The sequence below is a fragment of the Streptomyces sp. NBC_00122 genome, assembly GCF_045160845.1.
Lineage (GTDB): Bacteria > Actinomycetota > Actinomycetes > Streptomycetales > Streptomycetaceae > Streptomyces.
In genome coordinates this window covers 2,144,915-2,164,242 of sequence record NZ_CP108191.1, presented here as the reverse complement: position 1 = coordinate 2,164,242, position 19,328 = coordinate 2,144,915, and the positions used below count along the sequence as shown (strand labels likewise).

Annotated in this window: 19 protein-coding genes and 2 tRNA genes; 16 read left to right on the top strand and 5 right to left on the bottom strand. The window is 71.5% G+C overall.

Features of this window, described 5'->3' with window-relative positions; genetic code table 11:
* Nucleotides 1–81 precede the first annotated feature (81 nt).
* From OG737_RS10200 to OG737_RS10175, 6 genes are all read left to right on the top strand, one after another.
* The gene (locus OG737_RS10200) at nucleotides 82–744 is read left to right on the top strand and encodes a phosphonatase-like hydrolase (protein ID WP_405922408.1); all 663 of its coding nucleotides are present in this window, start codon (nucleotides 82–84) and stop codon (nucleotides 742–744) included.
* Nucleotides 741–1,790: an ABC transporter ATP-binding protein gene (locus OG737_RS10195; protein ID WP_328925887.1), complete on the top strand. Its 1,050-nt coding sequence runs from the start codon at nucleotides 741–743 to the stop codon at nucleotides 1,788–1,790. Before OG737_RS10200 ends, OG737_RS10195 begins: the two co-directional genes overlap by 4 nt.
* A complete protein-coding gene (locus OG737_RS10190) occupies nucleotides 1,783–2,787 on the top strand; it encodes a 2-aminoethylphosphonate ABC transporter permease subunit (protein WP_405921439.1) in 1,005 nt (334 codons plus the stop codon). The genes OG737_RS10195 and OG737_RS10190 overlap by 8 nt, the downstream gene beginning before the upstream one ends.
* Nucleotides 2,774–3,571, top strand: coding sequence for an ABC transporter permease subunit (locus tag OG737_RS10185; protein ID WP_328925885.1), 798 nt, complete (start codon nucleotides 2,774–2,776; stop codon nucleotides 3,569–3,571). The genes OG737_RS10190 and OG737_RS10185 overlap by 14 nt, the downstream gene beginning before the upstream one ends.
* Nucleotides 3,572–3,618: 47 nt before the next feature.
* The gene (locus tag OG737_RS10180) at nucleotides 3,619–4,695 is read left to right on the top strand and encodes a 2-aminoethylphosphonate ABC transporter substrate-binding protein (protein ID WP_405921438.1); all 1,077 of its coding nucleotides are present in this window, start codon (nucleotides 3,619–3,621) and stop codon (nucleotides 4,693–4,695) included.
* Between the two features lie 160 nt (nucleotides 4,696–4,855).
* Nucleotides 4,856–6,388 carry an alkaline phosphatase family protein gene (locus OG737_RS10175; protein ID WP_328925883.1) on the top strand — a complete coding sequence of 511 codons (1,533 nt, stop codon included), beginning with the start codon at nucleotides 4,856–4,858 and terminating at the stop codon, nucleotides 6,386–6,388.
* A gap of 376 nt (nucleotides 6,389–6,764) precedes the next feature.
* On the opposite strand, the gene OG737_RS10170 is transcribed toward OG737_RS10175, so the two are convergent.
* The gene (locus OG737_RS10170) at nucleotides 6,765–7,577 is read right to left on the bottom strand and encodes an RNA-guided endonuclease TnpB family protein (RefSeq protein WP_328925882.1); all 813 of its coding nucleotides are present in this window, start codon (nucleotides 7,575–7,577) and stop codon (nucleotides 6,765–6,767) included.
* Nucleotides 7,519–7,656, bottom strand: coding sequence for a helix-turn-helix domain-containing protein (locus OG737_RS10165; protein WP_328925881.1), 138 nt, complete (start codon nucleotides 7,654–7,656; stop codon nucleotides 7,519–7,521). Before OG737_RS10165 ends, OG737_RS10170 begins: the two co-directional genes overlap by 59 nt.
* An 83-nt stretch (nucleotides 7,657–7,739) precedes the next feature.
* Here OG737_RS10165 and OG737_RS10160 point away from each other — a divergent pair, with 83 nt between their 5' ends.
* The gene (locus OG737_RS10160; RefSeq protein WP_328925880.1) at nucleotides 7,740–7,976 is read left to right on the top strand and encodes a transposase; all 237 of its coding nucleotides are present in this window, start codon (nucleotides 7,740–7,742) and stop codon (nucleotides 7,974–7,976) included.
* A gap of 284 nt (nucleotides 7,977–8,260) precedes the next feature.
* Here the strand turns inward: OG737_RS10160 and OG737_RS10155 are convergent, their stop codons facing one another.
* Nucleotides 8,261–9,040, bottom strand: coding sequence for an HAD-IIA family hydrolase (locus tag OG737_RS10155; protein WP_328925879.1), 780 nt, complete (start codon nucleotides 9,038–9,040; stop codon nucleotides 8,261–8,263).
* A 115-nt stretch (nucleotides 9,041–9,155) separates the two neighbouring features.
* Between OG737_RS10155 and OG737_RS10150 the strand changes: the two genes are divergently transcribed.
* The 3 genes from OG737_RS10150 to OG737_RS10140 all read left to right on the top strand — a co-directional run bounded on the left by OG737_RS10150 (nucleotide 9,156) and on the right by OG737_RS10140 (nucleotide 10,732).
* Nucleotides 9,156–9,368, top strand: a complete 213-nt coding sequence (locus OG737_RS10150; RefSeq protein ID WP_405681420.1) for an HAD hydrolase-like protein — start codon at nucleotides 9,156–9,158, stop codon at nucleotides 9,366–9,368.
* Nucleotides 9,369–9,450: 82 nt separating this feature from the next.
* Entirely contained in the window at nucleotides 9,451–10,062 is a 612-nt protein-coding gene (locus OG737_RS10145; protein WP_328925878.1) for a hypothetical protein, read from the top strand.
* 10 nt (nucleotides 10,063–10,072) lie between these two features.
* Nucleotides 10,073–10,732 (top strand): class F sortase, encoded by a 660-nt coding sequence (locus tag OG737_RS10140; RefSeq protein WP_328925877.1) that lies wholly within the window; start codon nucleotides 10,073–10,075, stop codon nucleotides 10,730–10,732.
* A gap of 86 nt (nucleotides 10,733–10,818) precedes the next feature.
* On the opposite strand, the gene OG737_RS10135 is transcribed toward OG737_RS10140, so the two are convergent.
* Nucleotides 10,819–10,892, bottom strand: a tRNA-Lys gene (locus OG737_RS10135).
* Nucleotides 10,893–11,108: 216 nt separating this feature from the next.
* Here OG737_RS10135 and OG737_RS10130 point away from each other — a divergent pair.
* From OG737_RS10130 to OG737_RS10110, 5 genes are all read left to right on the top strand, one after another.
* Nucleotides 11,109–12,425, top strand: coding sequence for a peptidoglycan-binding protein (locus OG737_RS10130; RefSeq protein ID WP_328925876.1), 1,317 nt, complete (start codon nucleotides 11,109–11,111; stop codon nucleotides 12,423–12,425).
* Between the two features lie 11 nt (nucleotides 12,426–12,436).
* Entirely contained in the window at nucleotides 12,437–14,293 is a 1,857-nt protein-coding gene (locus tag OG737_RS10125) for an SPFH domain-containing protein (protein WP_405921437.1), read from the top strand.
* A gap of 184 nt (nucleotides 14,294–14,477) precedes the next feature.
* Complete coding sequence (locus tag OG737_RS10120) at nucleotides 14,478–15,071, top strand: lytic polysaccharide monooxygenase (RefSeq protein WP_328930275.1); 594 nt, start codon at nucleotides 14,478–14,480, stop codon at nucleotides 15,069–15,071.
* A gap of 26 nt (nucleotides 15,072–15,097) precedes the next feature.
* Entirely contained in the window at nucleotides 15,098–16,795 is a 1,698-nt protein-coding gene (locus OG737_RS10115) for an AMP-binding protein (RefSeq protein ID WP_405921436.1), read from the top strand.
* A 163-nt stretch (nucleotides 16,796–16,958) separates the two neighbouring features.
* Nucleotides 16,959–17,032, top strand: a tRNA-Lys gene (locus OG737_RS10110).
* A gap of 109 nt (nucleotides 17,033–17,141) precedes the next feature.
* Here the strand turns inward: OG737_RS10110 and OG737_RS10105 are convergent.
* Nucleotides 17,142–17,900: an IclR family transcriptional regulator C-terminal domain-containing protein gene (locus OG737_RS10105; protein ID WP_328925873.1), complete on the bottom strand. Its 759-nt coding sequence runs from the start codon at nucleotides 17,898–17,900 to the stop codon at nucleotides 17,142–17,144.
* Nucleotides 17,901–18,161: 261 nt separating this feature from the next.
* Here OG737_RS10105 and OG737_RS10100 point away from each other — a divergent pair, with 261 nt between their 5' ends.
* The gene (locus OG737_RS10100) at nucleotides 18,162–19,295 is read left to right on the top strand and encodes an LLM class flavin-dependent oxidoreductase (RefSeq protein ID WP_405921435.1); all 1,134 of its coding nucleotides are present in this window, start codon (nucleotides 18,162–18,164) and stop codon (nucleotides 19,293–19,295) included.
* The last annotated feature ends 33 nt before the right edge of the window (nucleotides 19,296–19,328 follow it).

The following is a 19,328-nucleotide window of genomic DNA, read 5'->3' as shown; positions in this document are numbered from 1 at the left end:
ACCGAGCACACCAAGAACACCGAGCACACCAAGAACACCGAGCACACCGAGCACACCGAGAAGAACCTGATCGTCCTCGACATGGCCGGCACCACCGTCGCCGACGGCGGCCTCGTCGAGCGCGCCTTCGAGCGCGCCGCCGAGCGCCTCGGCGTCGAGGCCGGCACCCCCGACCACGCCGCCAAGCTCCAGTACGTCCGCGACACCATGGGCGAGTCGAAGATCTCCGTCTTCCGCCACCTCTTCGGCACCGAGGAGCTCGCCCAGCGCGCCAACTCCGCCTTCGAGGAGGCGTACGGCGAGCTCGTCGACAGCGGCCTGATCGCCCCGGTCCCCGGAGCCCGCGAGGCCATCGAGAAGCTCCGCGCCGACGGCCGCACCGTCGTCCTGACCACCGGGTTCGCCCGCGTCACCCAGGACGCCATCCTCGCCGCCCTGGGCTGGCAGGGCCTCGCCGACCTGACGCTCTGCCCCGCCGACGCGGGCGGCCGCGGCCGCCCCTACCCGGACATGGTGCTGGCCGCCTTCCTGCGCACCGGCGCCGTGGCCGGCGTACGCGAGATCGTCGTCGCGGGCGACACCGCCTACGACATGCTCAGCGGCGTCCGCGCCGGAGCCGGGATCGTGGCGGGCGTCCTCACCGGCGCCCACGACCGCGCGGCGCTGGCGGAGCACGGCGCGACGCACGTCCTCGGCTCCGTCGCCGAACTCCCCGCGCTCCTGGCCCGGGAGTCCGGCTCGTGAGCGGCATCCGCTTCGACTCGGTCTGCGTCGCCTACGGCGGCAACACCGTCCTGGACTCCCTCGACCTGACCGTCGAGCCCGGTGAGGTGATGGCCCTGCTCGGCCCCTCCGGGTCGGGCAAGACCACGGCGCTGCGCGCGGTCGCCGGTTTCGTACGGCCCGTCGCGGGCCGGGTGCTGATCGGCGGCCGGGACGTCACCGCGCTCCCGCCGTACAAGCGCGGCATCGGCATGGTCGTCCAGCAGTACGCGCTCTTCCCGCACCTGCGGGTGGAGGACAACGTGGCGTTCGGCCTCAAGGCGCAGAAGGCCCCCAAGGCCGAGATCCCCGGCCGCGTCGCCGAGGCGCTGGAGATGACCGGCATGGCGGCGTACGCCAAGCGCTACCCGCGCGAGCTCTCCGGCGGCCAGCAGCAGCGCGTGGCCATCGCCCGCGCCCTCGCCATCCGGCCCGGGGTGCTGCTGCTGGACGAGCCGCTGTCCGCGCTCGACGCGCAGCTGCGCTCCGGGATGCTCGCCGAACTGGCCCGGCTCCACCGCGAACTGCCCGACGTCTCCATCCTGTACGTCACCCACGACCAGGTCGAGGCGCTCACCCTGGCCGACCGGATCGCCGTCATGGACAAGGCCCGGCTCCAGGACTGCGGCACCCCGCAGGAGCTGTACCGGGCCCCGCGCACCGAGTTCACCGCGTCGTTCGTCGGCAACGCCAACCTCCTGCCGGTGACCGTCGCCGACTCGGGGGCGCTCTTCGCCGGGCGGGCGCTGCAGCTGGACCGTGGACGGGCCGCGCCAGGCTCCACCGCCACCCTGTGCGTACGGCCGCACCTGCTCGGCCTCGGGGCCGGGCCCAACGCGCTGACCGGCACCATCGCCGAGGTGCAGTGGCGGGGCTCGACCCACCGGCTGTACGTCGACGTCGACGGCCACCGCGTCAAGGCGGACCTGCCGGAGCTGCGCGAGACGCCCGCGCTGGGCGACACGGTGACGCTGCACTTCGAACCGCGGGACGCGGTCCTGCTGTCGGCGGGGGTCTCCGATGGCTGAGGTCCCCGCCCCGGCCGCCGCGACCGTCCCGCACCAGGCCCGGTCCGAGGGCGAGGGCCGGTCCGAGCACCAGAACGGAGTCAAGACCCGGACCGTACGGAGCTTCGCGCCGGGCGGCCCCGACGGCCCGGGCGGAGCCCCAGGCGGCTTCGCGGCCCCCGCCGCACGGGCGCCCCGTACCGTGCCCGGCTGGCTCTGGTCCGTACCGCCCGTGGCCGTCCTCGCGCTGGTCTTCCTCTACCCGCTCGCGCTGGTCGTCCAGCAGTCCCTCACCCCCGAGAACGGCCTCGGGGCCTTCGACGCCTACGCGCAGGTCTTCGCGTCGCACGCCTTCCGCGAAGCGCTGGGCACCACCGTCTGGCTGGCCGTCGGCGCCACAGCCGGCTGCCTGGTCCTCGGCTTCGTGCTCGCGCTGGTGATCGCCTTCGTGCCTTTCCCCGGGTCCCGCGGCGTCGCGAAGTTCATCGACGTGTTCCTCTCCTTCCCCTCCTTCCTCATCACCCTCGCCCTCCTCTTCATCTACGGCACCGTCGGCATGGCCAACGGCGCCTGGACCGGCCTCACCGGCGCCGCCGAGGGGCCCTTCCACTTCCTCACCACCCCTTGGGGCGTCCTCCTCGCGGAGATCACGTACTTCACCCCGTTCGTGATGCGTCCCCTGCTCGCCGCCTTCTCCCAACTGGACACCGCCCAGCTGGAGGTCGCCGCCGGCCTCGGCGCCCGGCCCGCCCGGATCGTCCGGCAGGTGATCCTCCCCGAGGCGCTCCCGGCCCTCGCGGCAGGCGGCAGCCTCGTCCTCGTCATGTGCCTCAACGAGTTCGGGATCGTCCTGTTCACCGGAGCCAAGGACGTCACCACCCTCCCGATGCTCATCTACGGCAAGGCGATACTCGAATCCGATTACTCGGCCGCCTGCGTGGTCGCCGTCGTCAACATCGCGATCTCCGTAGGTCTGTTCGGCCTCTACCGGGTGGTGAGCAAGCGTGCTGGTGCATAGCAAGGCCGGCCGCTGGGCCGCCTGGAGCCTGTTCGGTCTCCTCTTCCTTCCCCTGTTCGCGCTGCCCCTGCTCGTGGTGGTCGCGGCCTCCTTCTCCACCCACTGGTCCGGCGCCTTCCCCTCCGGCCCGACCACCGGGAACTACGCCTCCGCGGTGCGGGGCGAATCCCTCCAGGCCCTGACCACCAGCCTCGTCACCGCCCTGGCGGCCAGCCTGCTCGCACTCACCGTCGGCACCTGGGCCGCGCTGGCCGCGGCCGGCCCCCGAAAGCGCGGAAAGCGGGCCCTGGACGCACTGTTCATGCTGCCCGTCGCCGTGCCGTCCGTGGTCGTCGGCCTCGCCGTGCTCGTCGCCTTCAGCCGGCCGCCGCTGCTCCTCAACGGCACCAGTTCCCTCGTCATCCTGGCGCACACGATTCTTGTCACGGCGTTCGCCTACCAGTCGGTCGCGGCCGCGATCGTACGACTCGACCCCGCGTACGAGCAGGCGGCGGCCTCCCTCGGCGCCCGCCCCGCGTACGTGCTGTGGCGGGTCAAGCTGCCTCTGCTGCTGCCGTCCCTCACCGCGGCGGCCGGGCTCTGCTTCGCCCTGTCCATGGGTGAGCTGAGCGCCACGATGATGCTCTACCCGCCGGACTGGATGCCCCTTCCGGTCCGGATCTTCACCGCCACCGACCGCGGTTCGCTCTTCAGCGGCTCCGCCGTCGCCGTGGTCCTGCTGGCCACCACCCTGCTGGTCCTGCTGGCCGTCTCCCGCATCCGCACCAGAGCCTCGTACCGCTGAACCCCTGCTGATCCCCTGCCGACTCCCTTTCCCCGTGAGGAAGTTCCATGCCCAGCAAGCTCCTGCTCCGCACCGCCGCCGCCGTCACCGGCAGCCTCGCCCTCGCCGTCTCCCTCACCGCCTGCGGCGGCGCCTCCGCCACCGACTCCAAGGACGGCGGCGAGAAGGTCGTCACCGTCTACAGCGCCGACGGCCTCAAGAGCGACAAGGGCGACGGCTGGTACGACAAGGTCTTCGCCGACTTCACCAAGAAGACCGGCATCGAGGTCAAGTACGTGGAGGGCGGCTCCGGCGAGATGGTGCAGCGGGCCGTCCGCGAGAAGACCAACACCCAGGCCGACGTACTGATCACCCTCCCGCCCTTCATCCAGCAGGCCGACGGCAAGGGTCTCCTCCAGGCCTACAAGCCGCAGGGCTCCGACAAGGTCAACGGCGCGAACAAGTCCGCAGACGGCAAGTGGACCTCGGTCGTCAACAACTACTTCGGCTTCGTCTACAACAAGAAGGAGCTCGCCGAGGCCCCCAAGACCTGGGAGGAGCTGCTGGACGCCGACTACAAGGGCAAGCTGCAGTACTCCACCCCGGGCGTCGCGGGCGACGGCACCGCCGTCCTCATCAAGTCGATGCACGACTTCGGCGGCAAGGAGCCGGCGGCGGAGTACCTGAAGAAGCTCCAGGCCAACAACGTCGGCCCGTCCTCCTCCACCAGCAAGCTGGCGCCGAAGGTCGACAAGGGCGAGCTGCTCGTCGCCAACGGCGACGTCCAGATGAACTTCGCGCAGTCCAAGTCCATGCCGAACCTGGGCATCTGGTTCCCGGCCAAGGACGGCGGCAAGCCCACCACCTTCGCCCTTCCGTACACGGCCGGCCTCGTGGACAAGGCCCCGCACACCGAGAACGGCAAGAAGCTCCTGGACCACCTGCTCAGTGAGGAGGCCCAGCAGCTGGTCAGCGGGGTCGGCGGCGGCTTCCCGGCGCGTACCGACGTCAAGCCCACCGACGCCAACGCCGTCGAACTCACCAAGATCATGACGGGTGTCGAGATCTTCGAGCCGGACTGGGCCGACATCGACAAGAACCTCGCCACCTACGTCGACGCGTGGAAGTCGGCAACCGGAAGCTGACCGGTCACCCCCCGGTCATCCACGGCCGGGACAGTGACGAATGCATAACGGGTCTGGACCGAACGCGACGTCGGTGCGGACCCGGCGCATGTCCCCGCAGTGCCCGCAGTGCCCGCACAGTCCCGCACGTCCACCGCTCACTTGCTCCCAGGAGGAGTACGTGTCCACTGTCCTGCCCGGACGCACCGGCAGCCTCGCCGTGGCCGCCACCGCCACGGCCCTGCTCGCCACCGCCCTCGGCGTGCACACCGCCACCGCCACCGCCGCCGACGCGGCCGCCACCACCGACAAGGTCCTCGTCATCGGCATCGACGGCACGGTCCTCGACCGCGTCAAGGCCGCCAACGCCCCGAACCTGAACGGTCTGATGGCCCAGGGCCTGACCGCCCGCAGCACCCTGTACGCGAACCCGATGGCCGCCACCTCGTCGGGCCCCGGCTGGTCCACCATCGCCACCGGCGTATGGCCCGACAAGCACGGGGTGAAGGACAACTCCTTCACCGGCAAGAACTACGCCGCCTACCCGGACTTCCTGACCCGCATCGAGAACGCCAACCCGGCGCTCAACACGTACGCGGCCGCCGACTGGGAGCCCATCACCTCCACCGACGCGGGCGGCCCGGTCTTCTCGGCCAAGGTCGACAAGCGCCTCTCCCTCAAGGGCGACCGCGACGGCTACGGCCCCGAGGACCCGAAGATCGCCGCCGCGGCCTCGGCCGAGCTGCAGGGCCAGAACCCGGACGCCGCCTTCGTCTACTTCGGCCAGGTCGACGGCGCCGGACACTCCTACGGCGCCGCCAGCCAGCAGTACCTCGACGCGATCGCCCGCGTCGACGTGATGGTCGGCCAGCTGCTCACCGCCGTCCAGAACCGCCCGACGTACGCCCAGGAGAACTGGAAGATCCTGGTCACCACCGACCACGGCCACACCGACGCCGGCGGCCACGGCGGCTCCAGCATCCAGGAGCGCGGCACCTTCGTGATCGCCAAGGGCGCGGGCATCCCGGCCGGTTCGGTGCGCAGCGACGTCAAGCTGGTGGACGTGGCCGCGACCGCGCTCCAGCAGGTCGGCGTCGCCACCACCGGGCTGGACGGCGTCCCGCTGAACGCCCCGGACGACGACCCCTTCGACACCCTGCGCCCCAGCCTCCAGGGGCGCGTGGACGAGACGGGCATCCCTTCGGGCACCAAGGGCTTCACGCACACCCCGCCCGCCGGCTGGTCCGTCGACAACTCCAAGATGGGCACGGGCGGTGTCACGGAGTGGGCCGGCTGGGCCTTCGCCACCGACGAGTTCTGGAGCCAGGCCCAGCGCGACCAGTGGCGCGAGCTGAACGTCCGCTCCCGTGACGTCTTCGCCGTCGCCGACTCCGACGAGTGGGACGACAAGAGCCACACGGGCAGCTACGACTCCACCCTGATCACCCCCAAGTGGGCGGTCACCGGCGGCACCACGCGCACCCTGACCTTCCAGACGCACTACCGCCAGGAGGCCGGGCAGACCGCCCAGGTCCTCGTCTCGTACAACGGCGGTGCGTCGACGGCTCTCAAGAGCTACACCGCCGACGCCGTCGCGAAGAGCGAGTCCCTCGCCCTGCAGATCCCGGCCGGCGCCACCGACGTCCAGATCCGCTTCCGCTACGCCGGCAGCAACAACTGGTACTGGACCGTCGACAACGTACGCCTGGTCTGATCCAGCCCCCAGGGGTCCGGGCTGTGGACGGGCGGAGCGTCCCCGGCCCGGCCCCGATAGGGAGGTACAGGCCAGCGGTCCCAGGTCAGCGGCCCAGGGCCGCTTCACCGCCCACTGCGGGACGGGCAAATTCAAGGCGTCGGGACCTTGGTGACTTTGGAACCGATCTATTTTCGCCGCAGGGGTCACAGGCCGCCAAGAGCGGAGAACAGTCCATTGACCTCGCCTCCCCGCGCTGAAGCACGGGGATTCTCCGTCCGTCCTGGGCTCGCGTGAGCGGCCGTGGACCACGGTGTTTCCTGGTTCCTCCCAACGGATGTCGGGGTTGTGCGCGTTGCCTGGCTGCTGCCGGGTCTTATGTGCGCTCCGCAGGCGTTTACTCGCGCCGTTGCCGGCGTGAGGCCCCCGGTCCGGGGGTGTGTGGTTCTGCCGCCATGAGGATGCGGCGGCCTTCGTTGCGGACGTTGAGTCCTGCGTTCCAGTCCCGGTCGTGTCGGGTGTCGCAGTTCGGGCAAGTCCAGGTGCGGATGTGCAGCGGCTTGGGGCCGTCACGGAACCCGCAGGCGGAACATATCTGCGAGCTTGGGAACGTCTGGTCCACCTTCGCAAATGACCGCCCCCGCCGGATCGCCTTGTATTCGCAGAACATCACGAACTGCGCCCAGCCCGCATCATGGACGCTTTTGGCCAGCCTCGTTCGCGCCAGTCCACGCACGTTCAGGGTCTCCGTGAAGACGGCTTGGTTCTCGCTCGTCAGCTTGTGGGACCACTGGTGATGGAAGTTGCGGCGGCTGTCCGCGACCTTCGCGTGAGCGCGGGCGACCCGTACACGGGCCTTGTCCCGGTTCTTCGATCCCTTCGCTTTGCGCGACAGCTCCCGCTGTCGCTTCTTCAGTTTCTTCTCCGCCCGCCGCAGATACTTCGGCGAGACGACGTGCGACCCGTCGGCCAGGACCGCGAAGCGGGTCAGTCCCAAGTCGATGCCCTGGTCCCCGTCGGTGGGCGGGAGCATGTCGGCGGCCGGATCGGTTTCGACCACGAAGGAGACGAAATACCGGTCGGAACGGTCCTTGACCAAGGTGACCGACGACGGATCGGACGGCAGATCCCGGCTCCACTCCACCTCGACGTCACCGATCTTCGGAAGTGCGGGCCTGGACGATGGCCAGGGCGTCGTTCCAGACCGCACGCCGGCACCCGAACACCCGGCGGGCACGTAGGGCCTGACCGGGCGTCGGGTAGACGCGGTACTGGTAACGAAGCTGCATACAGATCACCGTACGACAGCTCGATTATCGGCGAGCGCCTTACGGTCGTACCGACAGAAAGTGGACGTTTCTCGTGCACGTGCATGCGGTTTCGTGACGCATTCCGGCGCAAAGTGTGCGCCGACTTCGAGATCGAACTGGTGGAGTTCAGCAGCGGGAACAACCACGTCCGCTTGCTGGCGAACTTCCTTCCCAAGGTCGCCGTCTCCAAGCCGGTCAATTTCCTCAAGGGCGTCCCCTCCCACCACCTGCGCCAGTCGGCGGGGCTCCCCCTGTCGATCGTCCGCCGGTACATCGAAATCCAGAACCGTCTGCTCTGAACTGCGGGTCAGAGCAGACGTGAGAAGTCATTCCCTATCGCCCTGAAGGGTGCTGCTCCTGGCTAGAACTGGTGGCAGAGTAAAGCGGGTCGAATCCTGGCTCACCGACATGGACGGGTCCTCATTCACGAGGGCGCCCCGATCTCCGGGGACATCCTGACCGACCACGAGCCCGATTACGTGGTCCTGGGCGAGACCGGGACGACCAGTGGCGACCAGCGGTCACCAACAGAGCGGGCTCTCTCGAGGTACCGGGAGGGCCTTCTCTGTGTCTATGGGGAGGATCAGATGCGGTCGACGAGATCCGCGATCGAGTCAACGACCGTGGTCGGCCGGTACGGGTAGCGGTCGATGTCGCCCCGGCCTGTCAGCCCCGTGAGGACGAGGAATGTCTCCATGCCGGCCTCCAGCCCGGCAAGAACGTCCGTGTCCATACGGTCGCCGATCATGGCCGAGGTCTCCGAGTGCGCCCCGATGGCGTTCAGGCCGGTACGCATCATCAGCGGGTTGGGCTTGCCGACGAAGTACGGGTCCTTCCCCGTCGCCTTCGTAATGAGCGCGGCCACCGCGCCGGTGGCCGGAAGCGCCCCCTCGGCGGACGGGCCGGTCTCGTCGGGGTTCGTGGCGATAAAACGGGCGCCCGCGTTGATCAGGCGGACAGCCTTCGTCATCGCCTCGAAGGAGTAGGTTCGCGTTTCACCCAAGATCACGAAGTCGGGCTCGTGGTCGGTGAGGATGTAGCCGATGTCGTGCAGGGCGGTGGTCAGGCCGGCCTCGCCGATGACGTAGGCGGTGCCGCCCGGAGCCTGATCGTGGAGGAACTGAGCCGTGGCCAGGGCCGAAGTCCAGATGTTCTTTTCCGGCACTTCCAGGCCGATGCGCGTCAGCCGGGCGTGCAGGTCCCGCGCGGTGTAGATCGAGTTGTTGGTCAGCACCAGGAAGGGCTTACCCGACTCGCGGAGCTTCTTGATGAAGGCGTCGGCACCGGGGATGGGCACGCCCTCGTGCATGAGCACGCCGTCCATGTCGGTGAGCCACGATTCGATGGGCTTGCGCTCTGCCATGGGGTACGGACTCCTGCCGTTGAGGGGTAACTCGTGAGTCGATCATTTCACGCTGAGCAGGCAGTCGGACTTGGGGGCTATAGACCTCTTTGATGATTGATAGGCGCGTCCGATGATGCGCACCGGCCTCAACGCCATCGGCGCGCACTCGGAGACCAGCGCGATGATCGGCGACCGGATGGACACCGACGCGCTGGCCGGCCTGGAGGCGGGCATGCAGACCTTCCTCGTCCTCACCGGCCTGACCTCCGTGGCGGACACCGAGAAGTTCCCGTACCGGCCCACCAGGACGGTCGACTCGATCGCCGACCTGGTGGACCTCGTTTAACGCCTACGGCTGACACGTACGGCGCCGCTCCGGATGCGGAGCGGCGCGCCGCGCGTGAATCTCCTTGTTGAGGAGGTTCACCATGCGCAGTGTTCAGATCGCTCTCCGTGCCGCCGGGGTGGCCGTCGCCCTGACGGCGTTCTCCGCGGTGACCGCGCCCACCGCCCTCGCGGGCGAGGAGGACCGCGGTGACCGTGGCGACCGCGGCGGCGTCTCGGTCGATCCGAACCCGGCCGCTCCGGGAGCGCAGGTCAAGCTGCGCGTCAACGGCTGTGACGGCACCAGGGGCTCGGCCAAGTCCCCGGTCTTCACGTCGGACGTCGAGCTGTTCGGCCGCGACGGCGGCCGCAGCCCGCTCTACGGCGAGGCCATGATCAGCTCGCACGCCTCGCCCGGCTGGCACTCCGTCCGGGTGACCTGCGACGGCCACGACAAGGTGAGCGGCTCCATCCAGATCTCGCACCGCGAGCCGTCCCACCACGCCTCGCCGGTGTGGCCGGTCCACGCGGGCGGCGGCGGCATGTCCGCCGAACTCGCGGAGACGTCCCGGCTGGCCGCGGCGGCGAAGAAGGACCACGGGGGCGACGGGCCGGGGATGCCGCACACGGTGATCGGCGCCATCCTGGCCGCCGTCGCGACCCTGGCCGTCGCCGGCCGGGCGCTGACCCTGCGCCGCCGCCGCAGCGGTGACTGAGCGAGGCACGATGAGTGAGGGCAAGGCCTCCGGTGGAGGCCGGCTGCTGACCTTCGCCGCCTGGTCGGTGCTGGTGCTGGGCCTGTGGCTGTGGGGCCGCCAGATCACAGGGGTCCCGGCCCCGCTCGCCGGCCAGGCCGGCGGGGTGGTCGGCCCGGGGCTGCCCGCGGCGCACGCACCGCTGGCAGCGGCCTCGCCCCAGCGCGTCGACGTGCCCTCCATAGGTATCCAGGCCCCGGTGATATCCCGCGGCCTGGACGCGGACGGGGCGATCGAGCCGCCCCCGTACGACAGCCCGGGCACGGTGGGCTGGTGGGGCAACGGCGTCCGGCCGGGGGCGGCCGGGGCCGCGCTGTTGGTCGGGCACGTGGACACGAAGTCCAAGCCGGCGGTGTTCTACGGCCTGAGCTCGGCGCAGCCGGGCGACAAGGTGCGGGTGGTGCGGGCGGACGGTTCGGTCGCCGAGTTCACCATCGAGGACGTAAAGGTCTACGAGCGCTCGGGCTTCGACCCGCACAAGGCGTACGGCCAGCGGATCAAGGGCCGGGCCGAGCTGCGGCTGGTGACCTGCGGGGGCTCCTACGACAAGGCGGCCAAGGAGTACACGGCGAACGTGGTGGTCTCCGCCTACCTGACGGGCTCGGGAGTCCGGCCGGGCACGGCGGCGTAGCCGACGGGACGCCTCCGTACGGGCGAAAACGGAGCGTGACGAAGAAGCCCCCCGCAGCTTTCGCTGCGGGGGGCTTCTTCCGTCTGTGCGCCGCCAGGGACTCGAACCCCGGACCCGCTGATTAAGAGTCAGCTGCTCTAACCAACTGAGCTAGCGGCGCTTGCTGACAGGGAAAACTCTACCCCACCTCTGCGGGTGCTCGTAACCAGCCACGCCCGCCTTGTCCGATTAACCCATGTTTGGCGGGTTTATCGTGCACGATATGTCTGCGCCGTACCGCATCTGATGCCCCGCCAGACGCGGTCCCGGCTGACCAGTGGACGAGCAGGGGAGTGGACGGAACCGCATGACGATGCAGCCTCCGACGCATGTGCCGATGCCGATGCCCGTTTTCCAGGAGTACGAGCCCGCGGGTGACTGTGCGTGCCGGGGCTGCGTCCAGCGCCGCCGTTCCCTCGCCCGCGCGCGGGCCATACCGCTACGGGACGGGGGCCACCGCGCCGCCCGCGGGGCCCGCCGGGCGCTGGTCCTGGCCACGGCCGCCGGAGTGGTCCTGGGCACGGGCGGCGGAGCCGCGGTGGCGGTGAGCACCCCGCCCCCCGGACCCGTGGCCCTGGACGACCCCGGCTCCCCGCAGGGCGGTCGTACCCCGCTGCACGGGCCGAAGGGCGGGCCGGTCGGCCAGCCCGGTGCGCCCGCCGCCGTGAAGCGGATCGACCGGACGACGATCATCAACCGGGCGAAGCTGTGGCTGGACGCGAAGGTCCCGTACAGCATGTCCGAGTACTGGACGGACGGGTACCGGCAGGACTGCTCGGGCTTCGTCTCCATGGCCTGGAACCTCGGCACCAACGAGTGGACCGGCAGCCTCGACAAGTTCGCCACCAAGATCGCCAAGGACGACCTGCTGCCGGGGGACATGCTGCTCTTCCACAACCCGGCGGACCCCAACAACGGCTCGCACGTCGTCATCTTCGGAGGCTGGGCCGACGACACGCGCACGAGCTACATCGCCTACGAGCAGACGCGGCCCACGACGCGGAAGCTGGCCACGCCCTACGGCTACTGGGCCAACGCGACGAAGTACCTCCCCTACCGCTTCAACGGTGTGACGGGCGGGATCCTCCCGGAGGACCCGGTGCCGGGCCCGAAGCCCGGGGATTCGACGGTGTTCCCGGGCACGGCGAAGTTCGGCCCGGGCGCGACGAACGACCACGTGGCCCAGCTGGGCCGGATGCTGATCGAGCGCGGCGCGTACCGCTTCTACCCGAAGGGGGCCGGCCGCACCTGGACGGAGGCCGACCGGCTGGCCACCCAGGCCTTCCAGCGCGCCCAGGGCTGGACGGGCGCCGACGCGGACGGCATCCCGGGCGCGCAGACCTGGCGCCTGCTGGTCGAGCACCAGGGCAAGGACATCCCGCCGACGGTGGACGCCGCACCCGCGCCGGGAGGCGCACGGACCTACCCGGGGGCCTCGGTGTTCCGCCCGGGCGTGTCCCACGCGGCCGTCACGGCCCTGCGCCGCCAGCTGCTCAAGAAGGGCTTCGGCAAGTACTACACATCCGGTCCGGGCCCCAGCTGGGGCGAGGCGGACCGCCGCAACGTCGAGGCCTTCCAGCGCGCGCAGGGCTGGCGCGGGGCTTCGGCCAACGGCTACCCGGGCCCGGAAACCTGGCGCCGGCTGTTCGCATGACGGAGGCAAGCATGTACCCCACGCGCACCACCTCGACCACGGGCACCCTCCGAGTGCCGGCGGCGGCACCCCCCGTCGCCCCGGTGGCCCCTGCCGCGCCGGCGGAACCGGCGTACGGGCCGGTCCGGCAGGCACCGGCCCCGGTCCGGGGCGTCGCCGCGCCCCGTGGGGCGGCCGGGCCGAGTGCCCCGCCGGCACTGGTGGGTGCCGCCGTCGCGGCGCAGCCGGAACCGGTGGCCGCGGCCGAGACCTCGACGGGCTGGGCCTTCGTGCCGGCGGTCCGGACGGTGGAGGAGGCCGTACTACCGCTGCCGCAGGGACTCGACGTGCCGGCCGCCCGCGCCCAGGCCGAGCCCGAACAGGTCCACACGGGCCTGGGCATCCCGCACCCGCAGGACGAGGCGGCCCACGCCGGGGTGGCGACCCTGCGCCTGCGGATCACCGACGCCGAGGCCGCCGTGGCGCATCCGCGGGAGGCCGGACCGGAGCCCACGAAGCCGGCGCCCGCGTGGCCGACGCCCACGAAGCCGGCGCCCACGAAGCCGGCGCCCACGAAGCCGGCGCCCACGAAGCCGGCGCCCGCGTGGCCGGCGCCCACGAAGCCGGCGCCCGTGCGGCCGGCGGCCGTCGTCGAGCCGGAGCCCGAGCCCGAGCACGCGTCCGAGGCGGAACCCGAGCCCGACCCCGAACCCGGATCCGAGCACCCGGCCGTGCGCTCCGGTGTGCCCGGCCCCGGTGTGGCCGAGATCGTCGCCCACGCCGTGGCGCGCGGCCTGGAGCAGCCGGCGCCGGACGACACCCACGGCGTCCCCCGCTTCGGGCGGCAACGCGGCACCGCGGTCACCGAGGTGCCGGTGCACCTGCCCTTCCACGGGGAGCCGAACCGGGGGCCCGCTCGCGCCCGCGACTCGGCTCCCGCGGCAGGCGCGCGGCGCGGCGCCCCCCGTCCCGCCCCCGGCCGCCGGGTCCCCCGGGGTGACGACCGGCTCCGGGAGCACCGCGGCCCGGTACTGCCGGGCTGGATCGGCGTGGGCGTCGGCGGCCTCGCCCTCGCGGGCTGCGCGGCCGTGCTCTGGCGGGCCGGTGTCGTCCCCCCGGTGCTCGTGGCCGCCTTCGGGGGAACGCCCCGCGCCTACCAGGGCCTGCGCGCCACCCACTGGCCCCCGCTCGCCTTCCTCGGCATCGTCGCGCTGCTCGCCCTCGGTGGCCTCGGCCGCATCCGCACCGGCCACGCCTGGGTGCTCACCCTCTTCGGCCGCTACCGCGGCACCGTCCGCCGCACCGGCCTGACCTGGGTCAGCCCCCTCCTCCTGCGCCGCCGGGTCGACGTACGGCTGCGTCACTGGCGCAGCGAGCCCATGCCCGCCGTGGACTCCGGCGGCCTCGCCCTCCAGGTGGTCGTCCAGGTCGTCTGGCAGGTCAAGGACACGGCCAGGGCCACCCTCGCCGTCGAGGACCACGTGGAGTACCTGGCCGAACAGGTCGAATCCGCCATGGCCCGAGTGCTGTCGCAACTGCCCGCCGACGCCTTCCACGAGGACGCCCCGACCCTGCGCGACGCCGAGGCCGTCGGGGACGCGCTGACCCGGATGCTGGCGGCGGAGACCGAGGCCGTCGGGATCGAGGTCTTCTCGGCCCAGCCGACCCGGATCGAGTACGCGGCCGAGGTCGCCGAAGCCATGCGCCGCCGCCGGGTCGCGGCGATCGACGCCAAGCACCGGGACACGGTGCTGACTTCGGTCGTGGACGCCGTCGACGACACCGTCCACCGGCTGACCTCGCGCGGGCTCGTCGAGCTCGACGACTACGAACGCAAGGCGCTGGTGAAGGACCTCACGGTCGCCTTCTACACGGGCCGCTCCGAGTAGGGCGGCGGGGGACACGGGAACGGGTGGCCGGAAGGGACCGGACCGCCCGTTCCTCCGTTGGTATGGACATGGCCAACTCTCGTCAATAATCTGGGACTTGGTCTAGACCTGAAGTGTCCCCACGCGTGCGCACGCTCTCATCGAACTCCCCCCACGTTCAAGGAGCATCATGCGTAACCTCCGCATGCCCGGACGGGCCGGCGCCGCCGCGCTCGGCCTCGGCCTCGTCGCCGGAATAACCCTCCTCAGCGCCCCCAGCGCCAGCAGTCACGGCTACACCGACACCCCCATCAGCCGCCAGAAGCTCTGCGCCAACAAGACCGTCCTGAACTGCGGCGCCATCCAGTGGGAGCCGCAGAGCGTCGAGGGCCTCAAGGGCTTCCCGACCGCCGGCCCCGCCGACGGCAAGATATGTTCCGCCGGCCTGCCGCAGTTCGCGGAGCTCGACGACCCCCGCGGCGGCGCCTGGCCCACCACCAAGGTCACCAGCGGGCAGAGCTACAGCTTCCGGTGGCAGTTCACCGCCAACCACTCCACCACCGACTTCAAGTACTACGTCACCAAGAACGGCTGGAACGGCACCAGAGCCCTCACCCGCGCCGACCTCGAACCCCAGCCCTTCCTCACCGTCGCCTACAACGGCGCCCGGCCCGCCATGACCACCGTCCACCAGGGGGCCATGCCGAGCGGCCGGACCGGCCGTCACATGATCCTGGCCGTCTGGACGATCAACGACACGGGCAACGCCTTCTACGCCTGCTCCGACGTTCAATTCTGACGTAGCGTCAGCTATCCTCCGGCGGCATGCGGACGACCACTGCACCGGAGACCGTCGCGGAACTCATCGCGCGCCGATGGGGCGACCACCGGCCGGGACTGAAGCACGAGGACGGCGTCCTCACCCACCACCGGGCCGCCCAGGAGGCGGCCGCGCGCGCCGCGCTCCTCGTCGACCTCATGCCTCCGGGGGTCGAACCGCACCTGGGGCTGCTGCTGGACAACATCCCCGAGTTCCCGTTCTGGCTCGGCGCGGCGGCCCTCGCGGGGGCCGCCGTCGCCGGGATCAACCCCACCCGGCGCGGCCCCGAACTGGCCCGCGACATCCTGCACACCGACTGCCGGATCCTGATCACCGACCACGCCCACCTGCCGCTGCTGCGCGGCCTCGACCTGCCGGGCGTACGGCTCCTGGTGACAGGCACCGAGGAGTACGCGGCCCTGCTCGCCCCGTACGCGGCCGCCAAGCCGGGCGAAGCGACGCTCGCCGCCCCCGGCCCGGCTTCCCGGCTGCTCCTCTACTTCACCTCGGGCTCCACCGGCGCCCCCAAGGCCGCGATCTGCACCCAGGGCCGGCTGGCGGCCGCCGGCTCCGCGCTGGCCCGCCGGTTCACGGTCACGCCCGACGACGTCCACTACGTCTGCATGCCGCTGTTCCACGGCAACGCCGTCATCGCCGACTGGCTCCCGGCGCTCGCGGGCGGGGCCGCGGTGGCGCTGCGCCGACGCTTCTCGGCCTCCGCGTTCCTGGACGACGTACGGGCGTACGGGGCGACGTACTTCACCTACGTCGGGAGGGCCGTCCAGTACCTGCTGGCCACCGAGCCCCGCCCCGACGACCGCGAGCACACCCTGCGGCTCGGCTTCGGCACCGAGGCCGGGGCGGTGGACGCGGCGCGCTTCGCCGAGCGGTTCGGCGTCCGGCTGGTGGAGGGCTACGGGGCCACCGAGGGCGGAGCCTCCGTGCTGGGGGTACCTCCCAGCGGTAGCTGGGGGAACACCCCGGACACCCCGCCGGGCGCCCTGGGCCGGGCCGGGGAGGGGGACGACCTGGCAGTGATCGACCCGGAGACGGGCACGGAATGCCCGGCGGCGCTGCTGGACGGGGACGGCCGCCTGCTGAACGGCTCCGAGGCCATCGGGGAACTGGTCAACCGGGGCCGCAGCCTGTTCGAGGGGTACTGGCGCAATCCGGACGCGGAGGCCGCCCGTACGCGGGACGGCTGGTACTGGACGGGGGACCTCTTCTTCCGGGACGCCGACGGATTCCTCTACTTCGCGGGCCGCACGGACGACCGCCTCCGGGTCGACAGCGAGAACCTCGCCGCCGCGGTGATCGAGAACATCCTGGCCCGCTGGTCCGACGCGGCGTCGGTCGCGGTGTACGCCGTCCCCGACGAGGTCGCGGGTGACCAGGTCATGGCGGCGCTGTCCCTCCGGGAGGGCGCGGTCTTCGACCCGGAGGCCTTCGAGGCCTTCCTGGCCGCGCAGCCGGACCTGGGCACGAAGATGTCGCCGCGCTACGTGCGGATCGTCCCCGAGATGCCGGTCACGGCGACGAACAAGGTCCACCGCGTCGCCCTCCGCCGCGCCGGCTTCCGGTGCGACGACCCGGTCTGGCACCGATCCCCCGTCGGCGACTACCGCCCCCTGGACCACTCCGCCCTCACCACGCTCCTGGCGGCGTACGAGACCCAGGGCCGCCTCGACCTCCTGGACCGCTAGGACGCGGCGCGGCGTGGAGGAAAGGCTCCGCGCAGCGGCCCGCCCGGGCCCGGACGGGGCGGGACGGGGCCAGGCGTACCCCACGCAGGCCCTGGCCGGGGTACCCCTCGGCTATTGGTTTGGAGCACCCCTGAGGACCAGGTAGTATTTTCTCTGTCAGCAGGCGCCGCTAGCTCAGTTGGTTAGAGCAGCTGACTCTTAATCAGCGGGTCCGGGGTTCGAGTCCCTGGCGGCGCACCTGTCCTTCGGGCGGTTTCCGGTTTCACCGGGAACCGCCCGAAGTGTTTTTCGGGCCGGTACCCGACAGAGCGCAGGAGCGCCAGGGGTACCGCGGGTGCCGGGAGCGCTACAGCGTGAGCGACAGCAGCAGCGGCGCGGCCTTCCGGTTCAGCACCTCCGCCGCGGCCCGCAGCCGGTGCGCGTGCTCGACCGGCATCGACAGGGCCAGGCACCCCACCGAAGCCCCGGCGGTGATCGGGACGGCCGCGCAGACCGTGCCCACGGCGTACTCCTGCAGGTCCAGGACGGGCACGGTGGCCGGCTGGGCGTCCAGCTTGGAGAACAGGATCCGCTCGTTCACGATCGTCTTCGACGTGAGCCGTGCGATCTTGTGGCGGGACAGGTGGTCGCGCCGCCCGTTCAGGTCGAGCTGCGTCAGCAGGCACTTGCCGACCGCGCTGGCGTGCGCGGCGGAGCGGAAATCGACCCATTCGTGCACCTTCGGGGTGCGCGGACTGTCCGCGAACTGCGTGATCCTGACCTCGCCGTCCACGTACCGGCTGATGTAGACGGCCGCGCCGACCGAGTCCCGCAGCCGGTCCAGCGTCTCCTGGAGCTTGTCCGTGAGCGCTTGCTGCCGGTCGACGCCGGAGCCGAGCAGGACGAGGGAATCCCCTATGGCATAGGCACCGTCGGACACCTGCAGTACGTATCCCTCCCGGCGCAGCATGAGCAGCATCGGGGCGAGATGGACTGCGGGCAGGCCGGTCTCACGCGCGATCTGCACCTCGGTCACACCACCGGTGTGCCGTGCGATCGTTTCGAGTACGCGTAGTGCGTACTGCACCGAGTGGAACGGCGCGGTCGGCTCGGGCTTCAGCGCCACGGTTTCCCCCTACCAGGTTGTTACCGCTTGCCCTACCACGATAGCCATCAAGAGGCCCGTGTGGAGCGCCTGTTGGGGAGATTGATGGCTCAATCAAGTCCCCCTGCCAGGGCCTACGCCACTGGCATATGCCAAGGTCACGGGCATCGCCCCGGCGCGCCGGGAATGCCCGGCACCGGGCCATGGTTCGCATTCCTCGTACGGTGCCGAACGGGTGCCGAACAGGTGTCGTAGGGACATGGACGCGGGACGGGAGCGACGATGAGTGACGTCGGGGACGCCAGGGACGCCGATCAGGACGCCGGCCGGCGGGAGGGCCGCGACGTGATCCGCGGCACCGCGCGGGGCCGGGCGCCCGTACCGCTCTCGGTCCTGGACCTCGTCACCGTGGGCGCCGGCGGTACCGCCCACGCCTCCCTGCGCACCAGCGTGGAGATCGCCCGGCTCGCAGAGTCCCGCGGCTACCACCGGCACTGGGTCGCCGAGCACCACTCGATGCCCGGCGTCGCCAGTTCCTCCCCGGCCGTGATCCTGGCCCACCTCGCCGCCCACACCTCCCGGATCCGGCTCGGCTCGGGCGGCGTCATGCTGCCCAACCACGCCCCGCTCGCCGTCGCCGAGCAGTTCGGCACCCTGGAGGCGCTCGCCCCGGGGCGGATCGACCTCGGGCTCGGCCGGGCTCCCGGCACCGACGGGCGCACGGCCGCCGCGCTGCGCGGGCCCGGGCGCCTCGACGAGGCCGCGGAGGAGTTCCCCCGGCAGCTCGCGGAGCTCACCCGGTTCCTCGACGACGACTTCCCCGACGGGCACCCGTACGCCCGCGTGCACGCCGTACCGGGCCCGGTGCAGGGTCCCGCCGGACGGCCGCCGCTGTGGCTGCTCGGCTCCTCCGGCTTCAGCGCCCGTCTCGCCGGAGAGCTGGGCCTGCCCTTCGCCTACGCCCACCACTTCTCGGCGGCCGGAACCCTGCCCGCGCTCGACCTCTACCGGCAGAGCTTCCGGCCCTCGGCCGTCCTGGACGCCCCGTACGCCGTCATCGGCGTCTCCGCGCTGGCCGCCGACACCGAGGCGCAGGCGCGCGCCCAGGTGCTCACCGGGGCGCTGTCGATGCTGCGGCTGCGCAGCGGCCGGCCCGGGCTGGTCCCGACGCCCGAGGAAGCGGCGGCGTACCCCTTCTCCCCGCTGGAGCGGGAGTTCGTGGACGGCTGGCTCGTGAACATCGTCCACGGGACCGCCGACGAGGTCCGCTCCGGGCTGGACGACCTGGCCGGGCGGACGGGCGCGGACGAGCTGATGCTGACGGCCAACGCCCACAGCGGGGCGGCCCGGTTGCACTCCTACGGGCTCGTCGCAGATGCGTACGGGATGCCCGCGGCAGGCTCGGACCTGACCTGAGCCCATACGAACGGGGTTCGGCTGGTTTCTTGC